The sequence below is a fragment of the Winogradskyella tangerina genome (assembly GCF_003260205.1).
GTDB classification, from domain to species: Bacteria; Bacteroidota; Bacteroidia; order Flavobacteriales; family Flavobacteriaceae; genus Winogradskyella; species Winogradskyella tangerina.
This window is the reverse complement of record NZ_QERF01000001.1, coordinates 533,707-550,390: the sequence shown is the minus strand read 5'-3', so window position 1 is coordinate 550,390 and position 16,684 is coordinate 533,707. Positions and strand designations below refer to the sequence as shown.

Here is a 16,684-nt window from a genome sequence, read left to right as displayed (position 1 = left end):
TATTGTAGTTTATATTGCTTATATTTGTAGCAAATACTGTTAAATTTGAAATCCCATGAAACCCATTCAAATTAATATTAAGCACCTCAGGACATTAAGAAAACTATCGCAAGAGCACTTTGCGGATGATTTGGGCTGGACACGCTCCATGGTAGGTTCTTATGAAGAAGGACGAAGCGAACCGCCAATAGAACGACTGATCGATCTGTCAAATTATTTTAATATTCCTATAGATATTTTAGTTCGAAAAGATTTACGGAAAGCGAAAGATACTTCGTTTATAGAAGTAGGGAATAAGCGTGTGTTGTTTCCTATTACCGTTAATGAGAATAATGAAGATCTTATTGAGATTATTCCGGCGAAAGCCTCGGCTGGGTATTTATCGGGTTATGACGATCCTGAATACATAGAACAGCTTCAGAAGATTAAGTTACCCTTTCTTCCGACAGGAACACATAGAGCCTTTCCTATTAAAGGTGACTCCATGTTACCGGTTAAAGATGGTGCCTTTGTGGTAGCCAAATTTGTGGAAGATATTAACGATATTAGAGATGGCAGAACCTATGTTGTGCTTACCAAAGATGACGGGTTGGTTTACAAGCGGATCTACCTGCAAGAAGACAATAGTCAGAATCTATTGCTAAGTTCAGATAATAAATTGTATAAACCGTATTTGGTCTCTAAAACCAGTATCTTAGAGCTTTGGGAATTTACATGCTGTATTAATACCCAAGAGTACGACGAAAAAGAGTTAAAACTTAGTAGTATAATGACGATGTTTCAAGAGCTCAAAGTAGAGTTAGAAGCCGTAAAACAACTGTAATTGATGAAATACACCACACTGCCTAACACTGATATTAAGGTTAGTAAAATATGCCTCGGAACGATGACCTGGGGCAACCAGAATACCCAAGATGAAGGCTTTGCACAAATGGATATGGCACTAGATAAAGGTGTCAATTTTTTTGATGTTGCTGAATTGTATCCCGTTCCTGCCACAGCAGAAACCTATGCAGATACGGAACGTATTATAGGAAATTGGTTTACAAAAACTGGTAATAGAGACAAAGTGATCTTGGCCACCAAAATTGCTGGTCCGGGCGATTATACCGCCCATATTAGAACTACAGGTTTCAGCAAATCTGCGCTGAATGAAGCTGTAGACAACAGCTTAAAACGATTACAAACCGATTATATTGATCTGTACCAATTGCATTGGCCAGAACGAAACACACCAATGTTTGGGGTGCGCGATTATGTGCCGAATCCAAATGATCCGTGGGAAGATAACTTTAATGAAATTCTTCATAATCTCGACGAAATCATCAAGTCTGGTAAAATTAGACATGTTGGTATTTCTAATGAAGGTGCTTGGGGAACCATGCGTTATCTCGAAGAAGCGAAGTATAATAATCTGCCGAGAATGATCACTATACAAAATGCATATTCATTATTATGTAGACCTTTTGAAGGTGCACTTGCTGAAATTTCTCATAGAGAAAATATTGGACTTTTAGCCTATTCACCAATGGCTTTTGGCGTATTATCTGGTAAGTATATTAAAGGAACAGCAGCTGATAATGCACGTTTGAAGTTGTTCCCACGATTTGCAAGATACAGTGGAGAGCAAGCTACTGAAGCGACGAAGCGTTATTTAAAAATTGCAGAAGATAATGGCATGACCTTAGCGCAGATGGCTTTAGCTTTTGTTAATGAACGCCCATTTTTAACTAGTAATATTATAGGTGCAACCAATCTAAAACAACTTGAAGAGAATATTGACAGTATTAATATTTCATTGTCTAAAGAGGTGATGAACGAAATCAATAAGGTGCATGCCGAAATTCCTAATCCGGCGCCATGATTTAGATCGTAATAAAACAAAAAGCCCAATTGAATATTTCAATTGGGCTTTTTTAATAGATATTATTTGATTTCATTACCATCTTTATCAAAAAAATGATATTCAAGATAAGTGTAAGCATCTCGAGGTAAGACTTTAATCCATTTCTTGTGTTCAAAGAACCACTTTGTACGGATTGATGGATACCCTTTGGTTAGAAAGGCTGCTATAAAAGGATGTGCATTTAAAGTAATCTTTTTATAGTCTTTTTTAAGAACTCTATCTAAATCTTGTTTGATACGCTGTACCACTTTTATTGGTGCTTCAATTTCGTCACCACCAACAAGATTAGGATTCTCTTCCTTGGTTTTAATATTGCGTTCTGGCCTTACGCGCTGTCTGGTAATCTGCACTAAACCAAACTTACTCGGCGGCAATATTTTGTGTTTTGCTTTGTCGTCTTTCATCTCGTCGCGGAGATGATTGTAAAGTTTTTTTCGGTTTTCGGCTTTCCCCATATCGATAAAATCGATAACTATAATACCACCCATATCACGCAGTCGCAGTTGTCTGGCAATTTCGGTAGCAGAGATGAGGTTCACCTCTAAGGCGGTGTCTTCCTGACTTTTTTCTTTGTTAGAACGGTTACCGCTATTTACATCAATAACATGCATAGCTTCGGTATGTTCTATAACCAGGTAAGCGCCTTTAGCCATAGAAACGGTTTTTCCAAACGATGTTTTGATTTGGCGTTCGATGCCATATTTTTCAAAAATCGGAATACCGTTTTTATAATACTTTACAATAGACTCTTTTTTGGGTGCAATTTGCTGCACATAATCTTTTACTTGTATGTACAATTCTTCATCATCTACCACGATACCAGAGAATGAATCGTTAAAAATATCTCTCAAAATTGAGGATGCTTTGTTCATTTCACCAAGTACTTTCGTAGGATGATGGGCTTTGTACAACTTTTTACACATTGCTGTCCATCTTGCCAGCAAGTTCTGTAAATCACTGTCGAGCTCGGCAACTTTCTTGCCTTCAGCTACGGTACGAATAATAACGCCAAATCCTTTAGGAGTAATACTTTTAACTAGTCGTTTTAGGCGGTCTTTTTCTTCTTGAGATTCAATTTTTTGCGAAATTGAAATACGGTTAGAAAACGGAACCAAAACGATGTATCTTCCGGCGATAGACAATTCTGAACTAATGCGCGGTCCTTTTGTGGAAATAGGCTCTTTTACTACTTGTACTAAAATTGATTGATTCGATTTTAAGGCATTGGCAATTGCGCCATGCTTATCTAAATCTTTTTCAAATGGAAAGTCTTTGAGTCTATAGTCTCTTAATTTCCCTGTGCTTACACGTTTAATGAATTTTAAAAGTGAAGGTAATTTTGGTCCCAGATCATGATAGTGTAAAAAACCATCTTTTTCGTAACCTACATTTACAAATGCGGCGTTTAATCCAGGAATTACTTTGCGGATCTTGGCAATGAAAATATCGCCTACAGCAAAGTTGTTATCCTCCTCATCTTTATGTAATTCAATAAGTTTTCCATCTTTTAATAGTGCAAAATCAACAATATCTGAACTCGATCTTACGATTAATTCCTTGTTCATGATGTTAATTTAAATCTCGACGAAAATTGTCGGGATGGATTTTACTAAATTATTTGACACAGGATTCCGATGTAAATCGGAAAATCCAACAAATTATCATATACAAATTGTATATCTAATTTTATATCAAAGAACGTTTTTTTAAAACTGAAAAAAGTAGTCTAAAAACTACTTTTTCCCAGCTTATTTCTTTTTGTGACGATTAGCGCGTCTACGTTTTTTACGCTTATGCGTCGCTACCTTGTGTCTTTTTCGTTTTTTACCACTTGGCATAATTAATAATGCTTTTTTTAATTAATATTTTTTTAAAGTCTTAGTTAACTTCAACATTAGATTTTACACCTTCTAAAAACACTTTAGCTGGCTTAAAAGCTGGTATGTTGTGAGCTGGAATTTTAATCGTAGTATTTTTTGAAATGTTACGACCTGTTTTTTCAGCTCTCGTTTTAATAATGAAACTTCCGAAACCTCTTAAATAAACATTATCTCCACTTTCTAGTGATGATTTTACTTCTTCCATAAAGGTTTCTACTGTAGCTTGAACATCACCTTTCTCCATTCCTAATTTGTCAGATATCTTAGCTACTAAATCGGCTTTTGTCATTGTTATTAGTTTTAGGGTTACTATAAATTCTAAGGGATGCAAATATATGTAATTTAATTTCAATATTTCAAGCGTAATTAATTAAAATTTAACAATATAAAGATTTAATTTTGTGAAAAATTGAAAATGAAAGGATGAATTTTAGCAATACGCTAATTAATTGGTATTCAGAGAACAAGAGGGCGTTACCATGGCGTGAAACTCAAAATCCTTATTACATTTGGCTTTCAGAGATCATTTTACAGCAGACCCAAGTTAGGCAAGGGTTACCTTATTATGAAGCTTTTGTTACGAAATTCCCGAGTATTTTTGATCTTGCCAATGCTTCAGAAGAGGCGGTCTTAAAACTTTGGCAAGGTCTAGGTTATTATTCGAGAGCGCGCAATTTACACACCACTGCAAAGTATATAGCTTTTGAATTAGACGGTATTTTTCCAGATAATTATAAGGAGCTCATTAAATTAAAAGGAGTAGGTGATTATACAGCAAGTGCCATTGCTTCAATAGCTTTTAATGAGGTTGCTGCCGTAGTAGATGGTAATGTCTATCGTGTTTTGTCGCGTTTCTTCGGAATTGATACACCAATAAATTCAAGCTCAGGGATTAAAGAATTTAAGGCATTAGCGACCTCACTGATCGATAAAGAGCAGCCCGCTGTTTTTAATCAAGCTATTATGGAATTTGGTGCTACGCAGTGCAAGCCCAAAAACCCCTACTGTATTGTTTGTCCATTAAGTAAAGGCTGTGTAGCTTTTCAGAAGCAAAAAATTGATCAATTACCAGTAAAATTGAAAAAGACTAAGGTTACCACTAAGTATTTCAATTTTTTGGTATGTATTGATAAACATAAGAATACCCTTTTAGAGAAGCGCACCGGAAAAGGAATTTGGCAAAATCTCTATCAGTTTCCGTTAATTGAATCTGAGAAAAGCATATCGGACGCGGAGTTTCACCAGTTGAATATTAAAGAAATAATTCCGGCTGATTCTAATTTTGAATATTCACTTTACAATGTAGAAGACAAGATTCATAAATTATCGCATCAACATCTACACACAAAGTTTTGGATCATTGAGTTAGGGGAACTGCCAAAAGGAGCAATTCCGATTAAAGATTTAGAGCGTTATCCCGCACCAGTATTGATAAGCGACTTTATAAGTACCTTTAATTTTGATAGGGTTTAAGAACTCACAATTTTTTATTAATTTTAAAGTAAACATTTCAAATTAACTAACTTTGTAGGCTAAATCAATTGTAATATGTCAGGAACGTTAAATAAAGTAATGCTAATTGGGCATTTGGGAGATGAAGTAAAAATGCATTATTTCGATGATAAGAATTGTGTAGGTAGATTTCCTTTGGCAACTAACGAAACATACACCAACAAAACGACAAATGAACGCGTTTCTAATACCGAATGGCACAATATAGTGGTGAGAAATAAAGCTGCTGAAATTTGTGAAAAGTATCTCAGTAAAGGAGATAAAGTTTACATTGAAGGTAGAATTAAAACCAGAAAATGGACAGACGATAAAGGTATGGAACGCTATTCTACAGAGATTCAGTGTACAGACTTTACATTCTTAACCAATAAGAACGAACAACAGCAAGGTCAACCTTCTGCAAACTATCAACCAGCTCAACCACAGCAACCTACTCAAAACAGTGTTGTGCCAGAAGCTGACAATGATGATCTCCCATTTTAATTTAATAGCATTGCATCTTGGATCCTGAGCCCTCGCTTTTATTTTCGAATTTATTAGTTTCTAATACCTCATTTATTACAAGTGTAGTATTGCTCTTATTACTGCTGGTATGTTCTGCGCTAATTTCTGGGGCTGAGGTGGCTCTATTTTCTTTAACAAAAGCCAATATTGACGAAGGTGTTGAGAAAAAGTCGGCCGCAATGTTGATCGTGGCGTCCTTATTAGAGCGACCAAAAAAACTTTTGGCTACAATTTTAGTGGCTAATAACTTTATTAATATAGCGATAGTTCTTCTATTCGCTTACATTGGCGAAACCCTTTTTGCAAATATCACAAAACCATTGGTGCGGTTTCTTTTAGAAGTTGTTTCAGCGACCTTCATAATCTTGTTATTTGGAGAGATCATTCCGAAAATATATGCGAGTCGTAACAGTGTGAAATTTTCATCCTTTATGGCTAGACCGCTGAAGGTTCTCGATGTTGTTTTTTCACCTATCAGTTTACCAATGCGTTATGGAACGCAATTCATTGAAAACAGATTTGGAAAAAAACGATCCAATCTAAGTGTTGATCAGTTGTCTCAAGCTTTAGAGCTAACAGATGACAACGATACAACCCAAGAGGAGCAAAAGTTACTGCAGGGTATTGTATCCTTCGGAAATACAGACACTAAGCAGGTGATGCGTCCAAGAATGGATATTTTTGCCATAAATATTGAAGCGAAATTTAGTAATATTTTAGAGGAAATTGTGGAGCATGGCTATTCCCGAATTCCTGTATATGAAGAGAATATAGATACCATAAAAGGTGTTCTTTATGTGAAAGATCTTCTTCCACACCTAAATAAAAAAACATTTAATTGGCCCGATATAATTAGAGAACCATTTTTTGTACCTGAAAACAAAAAGCTCGATGACCTTATGGAAGAGTTTCAAACTAAAAAGGTGCATTTAGCGGTGGTTGTAGATGAGTATGGTGGTACTTCCGGATTGGTTTCTCTTGAAGATGTTATTGAAGAGATCGTAGGTGATATTAGCGACGAGTACGACGACGATGATCTCATTTACACCAAGCTCGATGACAACAATTACAGTTTTGAAGGTAAAACACCTTTAAAGGATGTTTACAAAATAATTGATATCGAAGATGAAGAAGCGGAGCATTTCGAAAGTCGAAAAGGTGAAGCTGAAACATTAGCGGGTTTTGTTCTAGAGATTTCAGGTGGATTTCCAAGAATTGGAAGTAAAATAAATTTCAAAAAATACGTTTTTACTATTGAAGCACTTGAACGAAAACGAATAAAACAAATAAAGGTTACTCTTTTGAATACAGACGTATGAAGCGTATTTTAATTCCAATACTGAGTTTATTCATGGTGGGTTGTGCCGATGATCCACTTCCAAAACCTAAAGGATACTTAAGATTAGATTATCCTGATGCCAAGTATAAGAAAGCAGTTCTGCCTCTTCCATTTACTTTTGAAAAGAACGTCTTATCTGATCGTATCTCAAAAGTGAAAACATCGGGAGAAACAAAAGGTGTAGATGTAAAATACCCTTCATTGAAAGCAACAATATATTTGTCGTATAAAGCAGTTAAAAACGATAATTTAGACAGCTTACTTCGCGATGCACAGAATCTCACTCAAAAGCACACTATTAAGGCAGATGAGATATCTTATAAGCCCTATGAAGATGGAGATAATAAGGTATATGGAATGTTTTATGAAATTGGTGGTGATGCCGCTTCACAGTCTCAGTTTTATGTTACTGATAGTTTAAATCATTTCTTAAGTGGGTCATTATATTTTTATGCTAAACCGAATTACGATTCAATATACCCTGCATCAGAGTATCTTAAAAAAGATATTAAGCGCCTTATGGAATCTGTACGCTGGCAGAACTAATGTACTTTTTGAAATATATTATATGAAATAAAAAAAGCAGCCATTACGGCTGCTTTTTTTATTGAATGTTTCTAAGAGATTAGAAACTATATCTTGCACTTACGTTAAACGTTCTACCGTCTGTATTAAAGAATCCAAAACGGTCAGTGTTACTAATAACGATGTTATCGAATACGTTGAAGACGTTTCCTCTAAACGTTAATCTATCGCCATTACCTAAAGTGTAGTTATAAGTAAGACCAAAATCAGCTAATACGAAATCATCGATTGTACCGATATTCATTGTCTGTAATGAACCACCATCGTGCTTATAGCTGTTTCCATAATATTTGAAACCACCATCAGCAGAAAGACCTGAAATAATGTTAGCTCTAGCATTAAGACCAGCTGTTGTTTGAGCAACACCAGGAACACTAATACCATCTCTATTAATACCATCAGCAGAACTTACTAATTCACCAGTATCAATATTGAATTCGTCGAAGCTACTTTCTCCATCAAATTTCCAGCTACCAGCAGAGAAGAATCCATTAATTCTTAACCAGCTTGTAGGTGTGAAGATGAAATCAAGTTCAGCACCAATGTGCGTTTGGTTTACACCTCTTTGGAAGTTACTAACTTCAAAATCATCAGATGTGTCATTTGGAGTTCCGTTGTCATTAATTCCTCCACCTTGAAGCACAACTCTGTTTTCCCACTGTGTGTGGTAGAAGTTAGCTACAGCAGTGAAATTATCACCAATTTTAAACTCATAACCAGCTTCAAATCCAGTGATATCTTCGTTGTCAACTTCAGGACTTACCAATGCATTAGAACGTCTGATGTTTTCAAAAACGTTATCTAAGAATGGTTGTCTTGAGTAGTATCCTGCATTGAAGAAGAATTTGTTAGCATCATTGATTGCGTATGCTACACCACCTTTAAGGTTGAAACCTATTTTATTTAATTTATCAGACTCACCTCTATCTTCATCAGAATAAGAAATGTGTCTTCCTTCTCTCACGTAAGACTGGTTAGAAACCGCACCTTGAATGAAAGTTGAGAACTTATCATTAGAGTATTCTAACTGAGAGAATAATCCTTGGTAAGTAATAGTTTCAGAGTAGTCATAATCGATTCTTTGGTTTTCATCGGCGAAATCAAATAAAGCTGCCCAAGGGTCTGCTTCAAAAGTATCAGTGTAAGTTACACCGTCTTCAGCCCAACCATCTAAACCGTAAAGGTCAATAATTTGTCTAAAGTGATCACCTTCGTAGTATCTTAAATCTGTACCCACGTTAAATGATAAGTTATCATTTAATTCAGTATTGAAGTTAGATACAATTCCGTACCATGAGTGATTGTTCATAGAACCTCTTCTGATGTAACCAGTTTCAGCACTATCAAATCCACCAACACCAATAGCTTCGTTGGCTTGCTCAATTGCGAAATAATCTAACTGACCATCAGCTGTTCTAATCCGATCACCGCGAGGTCCAGTTCCACCACCACGACCCCAAGAGGCGTATAGAACAGTAGATAAACTTGAAACATCACTTATTGTCCAGTCCCAGTTAAGGTTCATAACCGGTTTGTGGTAGAAGTTACGTCTTTCAGAATCGATATCTGAAGTGTACTGTCCGTTAACCGCGTCACTTGTGAATCCCCAGTGTTGGTTAAATTTTGGATCGTTTTCAATAGTTTCTTCACTTTGTGACCAACGTTGTCCATGGTACTGTGGTGCACCAGTGATTAAGAAGTTAAATTGGTGTCTGTCGTTTGGTTTGTATCCAACAGCAAAGAAGTAGTTTTGACCCTGACCAAAAGTACCGCGCGCCCAACTTCTGTGTGCTTGCCAGTGGTCTATTAAGAATGAGAATGCCCATCCTTTGTCGTTTACACCAGTGTTGTATTCTGCAGTAGTCTTAAAGTAACTATCGTTACCAGATAAGAAACGAACAGATCCACCTTTACCTTTTTCGGCAGCCTTCATTACAATGTTAACTGTACCACCTACAGATGATATAGCTAATTTTGAAGCACCAAGACCACGCTGTACCTGAATTGCATTCGCAATATCAGAAACACCTTGCCAGTTAGACCAGAATACTCTACCATCTTCCTGAGCGTTGATTGGCTGACCGTTTAATAATACCGCTGTATTGGTATCATCAAAACCACGCACAAATAAAGCACTGTCACCAAAACCACCACCGCCAGGTGATACGAATACTGAAGGTGTGTTTTTCATAATTTCAGTAACCTCAACGTTACCAACACCTTTCAATTGGATTTCGTCACGTCTAATGGTAGATACAGCCACAGGAGTTCTTCTATCCTCTGCAAGGTCAATTACTCCAGAACCTACAATAACAACTTCGTCTAAACTATCAGGGCTTAGGCTAATAGTTCCAACGTTTGTGTCGCCATTAAATGCAATTGAAATAGGCTTAAAACCTACATATGAAATAACGATTTCTCCAGAAGAAGAACTTGTGGTAATTGTAAAGTTACCATCAAAATCAGCAGTGGCACCATCAGAAGTACCTTTTACTGCTACGTTTGCTCCAGGTAATGGTGAGGTTGTTTCTGCGTCAATAACCTTACCAGTAATAGTAGCCTGAGCAAAAGTAACTGTAGTGAATAGCATCACAACAGCTACTAATAAAAAATTGTAAAATTTTTTCATACAAACTTTAGTTAATTGGTTTCTTTTGTTGGGGCAAAATTACGTAACCTTGTGGTTATAATATTAACTAAATGTTAAGAAATTTAAGAAAATTGCTTATTAAATATGAATCTAAATAAGGAAGAAATACCTGTTTTTTGTGAGAATTTTTAACAATTCCGTTCAATTATTTTTATAAAAATTGATAAGATTTTGAGTTGAAGCATCATGAGATCCAGTGCTCGATTCAGAATTCAACTCCTTTAGAATGGTTTTTGCAAGTTGTTTGCCTAATTCCACACCAAATTGATCATAACTGAAGATATTCCATACAATCCCTTGAACAAATATTTTATGTTCATACATTGCAATGAGCTTTCCTAAACTTTCGGGTGTAAGTCTTTTTATTAGTATTGAAGTTGTTGGTTTGTTACCTTGAAAAATTTTAAATGGTAATAGTTTGTTTACTTCCGCTTCAGATATGGACTGGCCACTAAATTCGTCTAATACTTCGGCTTCTGTCTTTCCATTCATTAGTGCTTCAGTCTGTGCAAAATAATTAGACATCAACTTATGATGATGCTCTGTATCGCCATGAAGACATTCAATAAATCCAATAAAATCAGCTGGGATTAATTTTGTGCCTTGATGAATCAATTGAAAAAAGGCATGTTGCGAATTGGTGCCTGGTTCACCCCAAATGATTGTTCCGGTTTGGTAGTTTACAAGATTTCCTGCTCTGTCAACATACTTACCATTACTTTCCATAATACCTTGTTGTAAATAGGTGGCAAACTGATTGAGGTATTGTGTATAAGGTATTATTGCTTCGCTTTCAGCCTTAAAAAAGTTATTATACCAGATGGTCAACAATGCTGAAACCACAGGAATATTCTTTTCAAAATCTTCATTTTTGAAATGCTCATCCATTTGATGGGCACCATTCAATAAGCTTTCAAAATTATCGTAGCCTATAGATAAGCTGATGGAAAGTCCAACTGCACTCCACAACGAAAAACGACCACCTACCCAATCCTTCATTGGGAAAATATTGTTTTCATCAATACCGAAGGCTTTTACACTTTCAATATTTGTAGAAACAGCAACAAAATGCTTAGATACAGCTTCTTGTGGTAGTGATTTTAAAAACCAAGAACGAATAGAATTGGCGTTAGACAGAGTTTCTTGAGTTGTGAAAGTCTTTGAAACAATGACAAAAAGTGTGGTTTCCGGATTAAGATTTTTAATGATCTCATTGTAATGATCTCCATCAACGTTACTCACAAAATGAGTATTGAGATGATTTTTGTAAAACTGTAAGGAATCTACAACCATAGCAGGACCAAGATCTGATCCGCCAATACCTATATTAACGATATCGGTAATCGACTTGCCAGTAAAACCTTTATGATTTCCGGAAACTATAGATTCTGTAAAATCTTTGATCTTTTGTTTTACCCCAGTAACCCCCGGAATAACGTTTTCACCATCAACAAATACTTCGGAAGATATTGGTGCACGTAAAGCGGTATGAAGCACTGCCCGACCTTCTGTAGCATTTATGATATCGCCTTCAAAATACTTTGTAATGGCATCCTTAAGATCAACTTCATTAGCTAGTTCAATTAGTAATCTTAAAGTGTCTTGAGTTATTCGGTTTTTGGAAAAATCTACATAAAAATCATCCCAATTTAAAGTTAGTTCTGCGGCTCTATTGGGGTTGGCACCAAAAAAGTCTTTAAGATGTGTATCTTTTATGGTTTCAAAATGTGCTTGTAATTTGTTCCAGGAATCTGTTGTGGTTGGATCTATAGATTTAAGTGCCATTATTGTATGTCTGTAATAGGATCTTCGGTTATTGTATTTTCGGTTTCTTTAGCTTGTGTTTCAATAAAGAAAATTTCGTCGAGTCGCTTTTTAATCGGTTTGATATAATCTAGGTATTTCACCTTAAGACTATCTGAAATAGGTTCAGCTTCTGGTAGTTTTTGTTTGAAAGGATCCACCTGCTTACCGTTTTTCCAAAACCTGTAGCAAACATGTGGGCCGGCGGTATTCCCTGTCATACCAACCCATCCGATAATATCACCTTGCTTCACATATTGTCCCTTTTTCACATTTTGGGCTTTCATATGCAAGTACTGTGTGCTATACGTGGCATTGTGCCTTATTTTCACGTATTTGCCATTACCTCCACGACGGGTAGATTCTATAACTGTACCGTTAGCAGTAGCCATAATTGGTGTACCCACCGGTGCGGCAAAATCAGTGCCTTTATGTGGTCTTACTCTATTGCCATAATAAGCGATGCGTCTTTTAAGGTTGTAGCGTGATGATAATCTGCCAAACTTCACAGGCATTTTCAAAAATGCACGACGTAAATTTTTAGCTTTTTCGTTAAAATAATCCTGAATGCCTTTTATAGAATCTGTTTCAAATTGAAAGGCGTAAAGCGAGTCGCCATTATGTTCAAAATAAGCTGCTTTTACATCATGAACACCAGCGTAAATGCTGTCGTTGATATACTTATCTGTATAAATAACCTTGAAACGATCGCCTGGCATGAGTCTTCTAAAATCGATGGTCCAAGCATAAATATCATCGGCCATTTTGTAAGCTAGGACCTGACTTAATCCTTGCTTTTCTAATGTTTCCGATATGTTGTTTTCAATAATACCTGTCGCAGTTTTTTCGACATAGGTTATAGGTTTAGTTTTGGTATAGGCCTGGATTGAATCTTTGAAATCGATAACAACATAGTCCTCTAGATTCTGCTGATATATAAATGTCGTTGGTTTTTGAATGCTATCGTTGGCGTTTTCTTTTGAATAGAGAAGCGTATATGGTTTACCAACCTGAAGCTTTGTTGCTATATCGAAAGTATCTTTGGCCTTCTCAGCAATTTGAAAAATCTTAGGATAACCAATGTTGTGGCGTTCTAGAATAATCCCGAAAGTGTCACCTTTCTTAATAGTATCGCGTTTAAACTCGTACAGACTTTGGTCAAAACCAAATTCGATAATTTTTTCTTTTTCGACTTGTTCTGCCAGATCTTCTTTAGGCTCTTCGGAAGACTTGTCTTCGTTGCAAGCCATAAAAAGTGCTATAAAAACGCTAACTGCTATTAATCGTTTTATGTGCATTAATGCTGCTAATTATATGTTATTTCCCCAATTTTCTAATTCTTCTTCTGTCCATAAATCTGGAAAGAAAATTCGCCTTTGATATTTAGGATGCATGTATTTTTTCCAATCGCTTCCTCCAGTAGCTTCACCATCTCCAATTCCACTATCTATGTAATGCTTGGCGGCATTATAGTGGGCCATCACCCAGGTTACGTTAACTGTATAATCAAAATGGCGCATAGCTTTTACCAAATCTTTATCCTGCTGATCTTCTTTTGGTAATTCTTTAAAGCGTGTCCAGAGATTCTTGGTATTATACATTTCCATAAATCTTAAGAACTCGTCTTTGTAACGCGCTTCAAAATTAACCAAAAGTGTGGATTTTTCACCTGTTTTATGATCTTTTCCAGCGGCTTGCCAATACAAATGCTCAAATGCATGTGTATAAGGCGTATTTCTATCAATATTTGCTCTAAATCTGTAATCGATGAGATTGATCAATTCCGTAGAGGCAAATTCAATAAACCTGTATTGCGCGCTTTGAAATCCACTAGCCGGCGTAAGTGTATAACGAAACTTCATGTACTGTTCAACCTCCATGCCTTCACGCATAATATTGAACGAGGTTGTAAGCATATCAAAATAGCGACTTATTCGCATTATTTTGCTTTCAAAAAAGACCACATCTAAATTTTCTTTTTCGGCTACTTGTGAAATCTCCCAGAGAATCATTTTAAAGATCAGTTCGTTGATCTGATGATAGGCAATGAATACCATTTCATCTGGCAAAGTTGTACGCTGAATCTGAAGATTTAGAAGCGCATCAGTTTGTATATAGTCCCAATACGTAATCGGCTTGCTATATAGCAAGCCGTATAAATGGTCGTCTGTATCTTGGTCTATGTTGTTATACTTCTCCTGAAGTGCTTTAATAATGTCGTCGTAATTTGGTTGGTCTGACATAAATTAATTATCAAATATAATTGGAAAGTAATGCTTTAATCCCTTAAACTGAACCAAATCTGCGCGTAGTGACCCTACAGCAAGATCTGCCTTTATCTTTAATGGAATTCGGTTTTTATCTGCACTAACCCATAATGTTAAACTTTCTTCTTCCTTAAAAACACGGCCCGCCATAACATAGGGTCTAAATTTTAGTGACTTCACTTTAACGCGAGAACCATTAATATCTACCTTAATCGTTTCTTTGCCCAAGTACTTTAATTTGAATCCGTAATTTTCTTCATCAAAAAACATATTGGTTGTTATTTCGTCTCCTTTTTTTAAGGTTGAAACGTCAATACTGTTTCTGAGATAATAGTACATAGAAACCATATCTTGTACATCTTTCTCAGTAGCAAATGTTTTTACTTTTTTATGCTTTTTATTATTGACAATGGCCTTTTGCTGCTGTTGATCAAATTCTATCTCAATATCTTTGGTATGACCACCTTCGTCAATTTTTCTTATAAATTTATAAGGAACTCCTGTTTCGCGATCAAAATAACTTTCATAGCGATCTCTAACCTTAAAGAATAGATTAACAGCACCCGTAGTTTTACCCTTACCAACTACATGGTAAACAGGTTTACCTTTAAGTTTTTTCTCTTCAACTTTGAGGGTTGCTTCTCCAGCTTTAAGCCAACCACTATAGCTCATCTTAAATTTAAACCACTCTCCCGATTGAAAGGCAGTTTCTTTTTGAAGATTAGGAGCTTTTAGGCCGACTAAGAAAATTAATATGGTCAATAAATATTTCATATCCTTTAGTCCGTAAATTTAATTAATGTAACGTAAAAACAATGTTACTATTCTCTTAAATACAATTACTGTTCCAAATCTACTAAAAGCCTGAAAAACAGTCAAAAACATTAGTTGTTCTAAATTTTTTTTCGATAAATGCTCACATTTTCTAAGATACTCGATGTATTTGTAGTACAAACCAAAACACTGAAATAGCAATTTGTTTTTGTGTAATAAATTTTAGAGTTGGTTTTTTATCAGCGCGTTTAGAAGTAGGGATCTAAACGCGCTTTAATTTTATAAAGTACCTCTCTTGGCCTGCTCGCGTTCAATCGATTCAAATAAAGCTTTGAAATTACCAGCACCAAAACCTTGTGCGCCCATACGCTGAATTATTTCGAAGAATAACGTTGGTCGGTCTTCAACAGGTTTGGTAAATATTTGAAGCAGATAGCCTTCTTCGTCTGCGTCAACTAGTATTGATAACTTCTGAAGTTCAGTAATATCCTCTTTCATCATTTCCATATGAACACCTAAGCGCTCTGGGATCATATCGTAATATGCTTGTGGTGGCGGAGGTAAAAATTCTACACCTCGTGCTTTTAATTGTGATACCGTCTTAATGATATCATCTGTTGCTACAGCGATATGCTGAACTCCTGACCCTTCATAAAAATCTAAATACTCTTCGATCTGTGATTTTTTTGCTGCTTTTGCTGGCTCATTTATTGGAAATTTAATTCGGCCATTGCCATTACTCATCACTTTACTCATTAAGGCTGAATATTCTGTATGAATTTGCTTGTCATCGAAAGAAAGGAAATTCACAAAGCCCATAACCTCTTCGTACCATTTTACCCAGGTATTCATTTGTCCCCAGCCAACATTACCAACCATATGGTCGATGTATTTTAGGCCTACCGATTCTGGATTGTATTCGCTGTTCCATTCTACGAAACCAGGCATAAAAATGCCATCGTAATTTTTACGTTCAACAAACATGTGTACAGTTTCTCCGTAGGTGTAGATACCTGCTCTAACGACTTCGCCGAATTCATCCTTTTCTACAACAGGTTCCATGTAGGATTTTGCACCGCGTTTCGTGGTTTCTTCGTAAGACTTTCGGGCGTCATCTACCCATAGAGCAATAACCTTCACACCATCACCATGCTTAACAATATGATCGTTAATGGGTGACTGACTATTTAAAGGTGTAGTAAGGACTAAGCGGATCTTGTCTTGTTTCAAAACATAACTAACATGATCTTTAGACCCTGTTTCTAATCCTTTATAGGCATATGATTGAAATCCAAATGCTGTCTTATAAAAATGTGCAGATTGCTTGGCATTACCTACGTAAAGTTCAACATAATCTGTTCCTAAAAGTGGGAGGAAATCTTGTGCTCCTTCAAATATTTTTTCTAAACCGTAATTAACGGATTTTACTTCTTTCATAATTAGTGAATTAGAAAATTAGCAGAT

At 36.0% G+C, this 16,684-nt stretch carries 14 protein-coding genes; 6 read left to right on the top strand and 8 right to left on the bottom strand.

Translation table 11 applies throughout. From position 1 onward, the window contains the following. The first annotated feature begins 55 nt into the window (after positions 1 to 55). Together DDY94_RS02450 and DDY94_RS02445 are read left to right on the top strand one after the other, a co-directional pair. Positions 56 to 823, top strand: coding sequence for an XRE family transcriptional regulator (locus tag DDY94_RS02450; RefSeq protein WP_111682432.1), 768 nt, complete (start codon positions 56 to 58; stop codon positions 821 to 823). A gap of 3 nt (positions 824 to 826) precedes the next feature. Beyond that, positions 827 to 1,864, top strand: coding sequence for an aldo/keto reductase (locus DDY94_RS02445; protein WP_111682431.1), 1,038 nt, complete (start codon positions 827 to 829; stop codon positions 1,862 to 1,864). Between the two features lie 62 nt (positions 1,865 to 1,926). On the opposite strand, the gene DDY94_RS02440 is transcribed toward DDY94_RS02445, so the two are convergent. Further along, entirely contained in the window at positions 1,927 to 3,471 is a 1,545-nt protein-coding gene (locus tag DDY94_RS02440; RefSeq protein WP_111682430.1) for an Rne/Rng family ribonuclease, read from the bottom strand. Positions 3,472 to 3,784: 313 nt separating this feature from the next. After that, positions 3,785 to 4,075: an HU family DNA-binding protein gene (locus tag DDY94_RS02435; protein WP_076619727.1), complete on the bottom strand. Its 291-nt coding sequence runs from the start codon at positions 4,073 to 4,075 to the stop codon at positions 3,785 to 3,787. Between the two features lie 134 nt (positions 4,076 to 4,209). On the opposite strand from DDY94_RS02435, the gene mutY reads away from it, so the two are divergent. The 4 genes from mutY to gldD all read left to right on the top strand — a co-directional run bounded on the left by mutY (position 4,210) and on the right by gldD (position 7,687). Beyond that, positions 4,210 to 5,259 (top strand): A/G-specific adenine glycosylase, encoded by a 1,050-nt coding sequence (mutY, locus tag DDY94_RS02430; RefSeq protein WP_111682429.1) that lies wholly within the window; start codon positions 4,210 to 4,212, stop codon positions 5,257 to 5,259. A gap of 75 nt (positions 5,260 to 5,334) precedes the next feature. Then, positions 5,335 to 5,781 (top strand): single-stranded DNA-binding protein, encoded by a 447-nt coding sequence (locus DDY94_RS02425; protein ID WP_111682428.1) that lies wholly within the window; start codon positions 5,335 to 5,337, stop codon positions 5,779 to 5,781. 17 nt (positions 5,782 to 5,798) lie between these two features. Further along, positions 5,799 to 7,121 (top strand): gliding motility-associated protein GldE, encoded by a 1,323-nt coding sequence (locus DDY94_RS02420; protein WP_111682427.1) that lies wholly within the window; start codon positions 5,799 to 5,801, stop codon positions 7,119 to 7,121. Then, positions 7,118 to 7,687, top strand: a complete 570-nt coding sequence (gene gldD / locus DDY94_RS02415; protein WP_111682426.1) for a gliding motility lipoprotein GldD — start codon at positions 7,118 to 7,120, stop codon at positions 7,685 to 7,687. Before DDY94_RS02420 ends, gldD begins: the two co-directional genes overlap by 4 nt. Before the next feature lie 79 nt (positions 7,688 to 7,766). Here gldD and DDY94_RS02410 read toward each other — a convergent pair whose 3' ends face one another. The 6 genes from DDY94_RS02410 to hppD form a co-directional block, all read right to left on the bottom strand. After that, positions 7,767 to 10,355 carry a TonB-dependent receptor gene (locus DDY94_RS02410; RefSeq protein ID WP_111682425.1) on the bottom strand — a complete coding sequence of 863 codons (2,589 nt, stop codon included), beginning with the start codon at positions 10,353 to 10,355 and terminating at the stop codon, positions 7,767 to 7,769. A 162-nt stretch (positions 10,356 to 10,517) separates the two neighbouring features. Continuing rightward, the gene (gene pgi / locus DDY94_RS02405; protein ID WP_111682424.1) at positions 10,518 to 12,161 is read right to left on the bottom strand and encodes a glucose-6-phosphate isomerase; all 1,644 of its coding nucleotides are present in this window, start codon (positions 12,159 to 12,161) and stop codon (positions 10,518 to 10,520) included. After that, positions 12,161 to 13,429: a M23 family metallopeptidase gene (locus tag DDY94_RS02400; RefSeq protein ID WP_232817800.1), complete on the bottom strand. Its 1,269-nt coding sequence runs from the start codon at positions 13,427 to 13,429 to the stop codon at positions 12,161 to 12,163. The genes pgi and DDY94_RS02400 overlap by 1 nt, the downstream gene beginning before the upstream one ends. A 60-nt stretch (positions 13,430 to 13,489) precedes the next feature. After that, complete coding sequence (locus DDY94_RS02395) at positions 13,490 to 14,422, bottom strand: tryptophan 2,3-dioxygenase family protein (RefSeq protein WP_111682422.1); 933 nt, start codon at positions 14,420 to 14,422, stop codon at positions 13,490 to 13,492. A gap of 3 nt (positions 14,423 to 14,425) precedes the next feature. Beyond that, positions 14,426 to 15,220, bottom strand: a complete 795-nt coding sequence (locus DDY94_RS02390; RefSeq protein WP_111682421.1) for a DUF3108 domain-containing protein — start codon at positions 15,218 to 15,220, stop codon at positions 14,426 to 14,428. A 279-nt stretch (positions 15,221 to 15,499) separates the two neighbouring features. Then, positions 15,500 to 16,660 carry a 4-hydroxyphenylpyruvate dioxygenase gene (hppD, locus tag DDY94_RS02385; protein ID WP_111682420.1) on the bottom strand — a complete coding sequence of 387 codons (1,161 nt, stop codon included), beginning with the start codon at positions 16,658 to 16,660 and terminating at the stop codon, positions 15,500 to 15,502. Positions 16,661 to 16,684 lie beyond the last annotated feature (24 nt).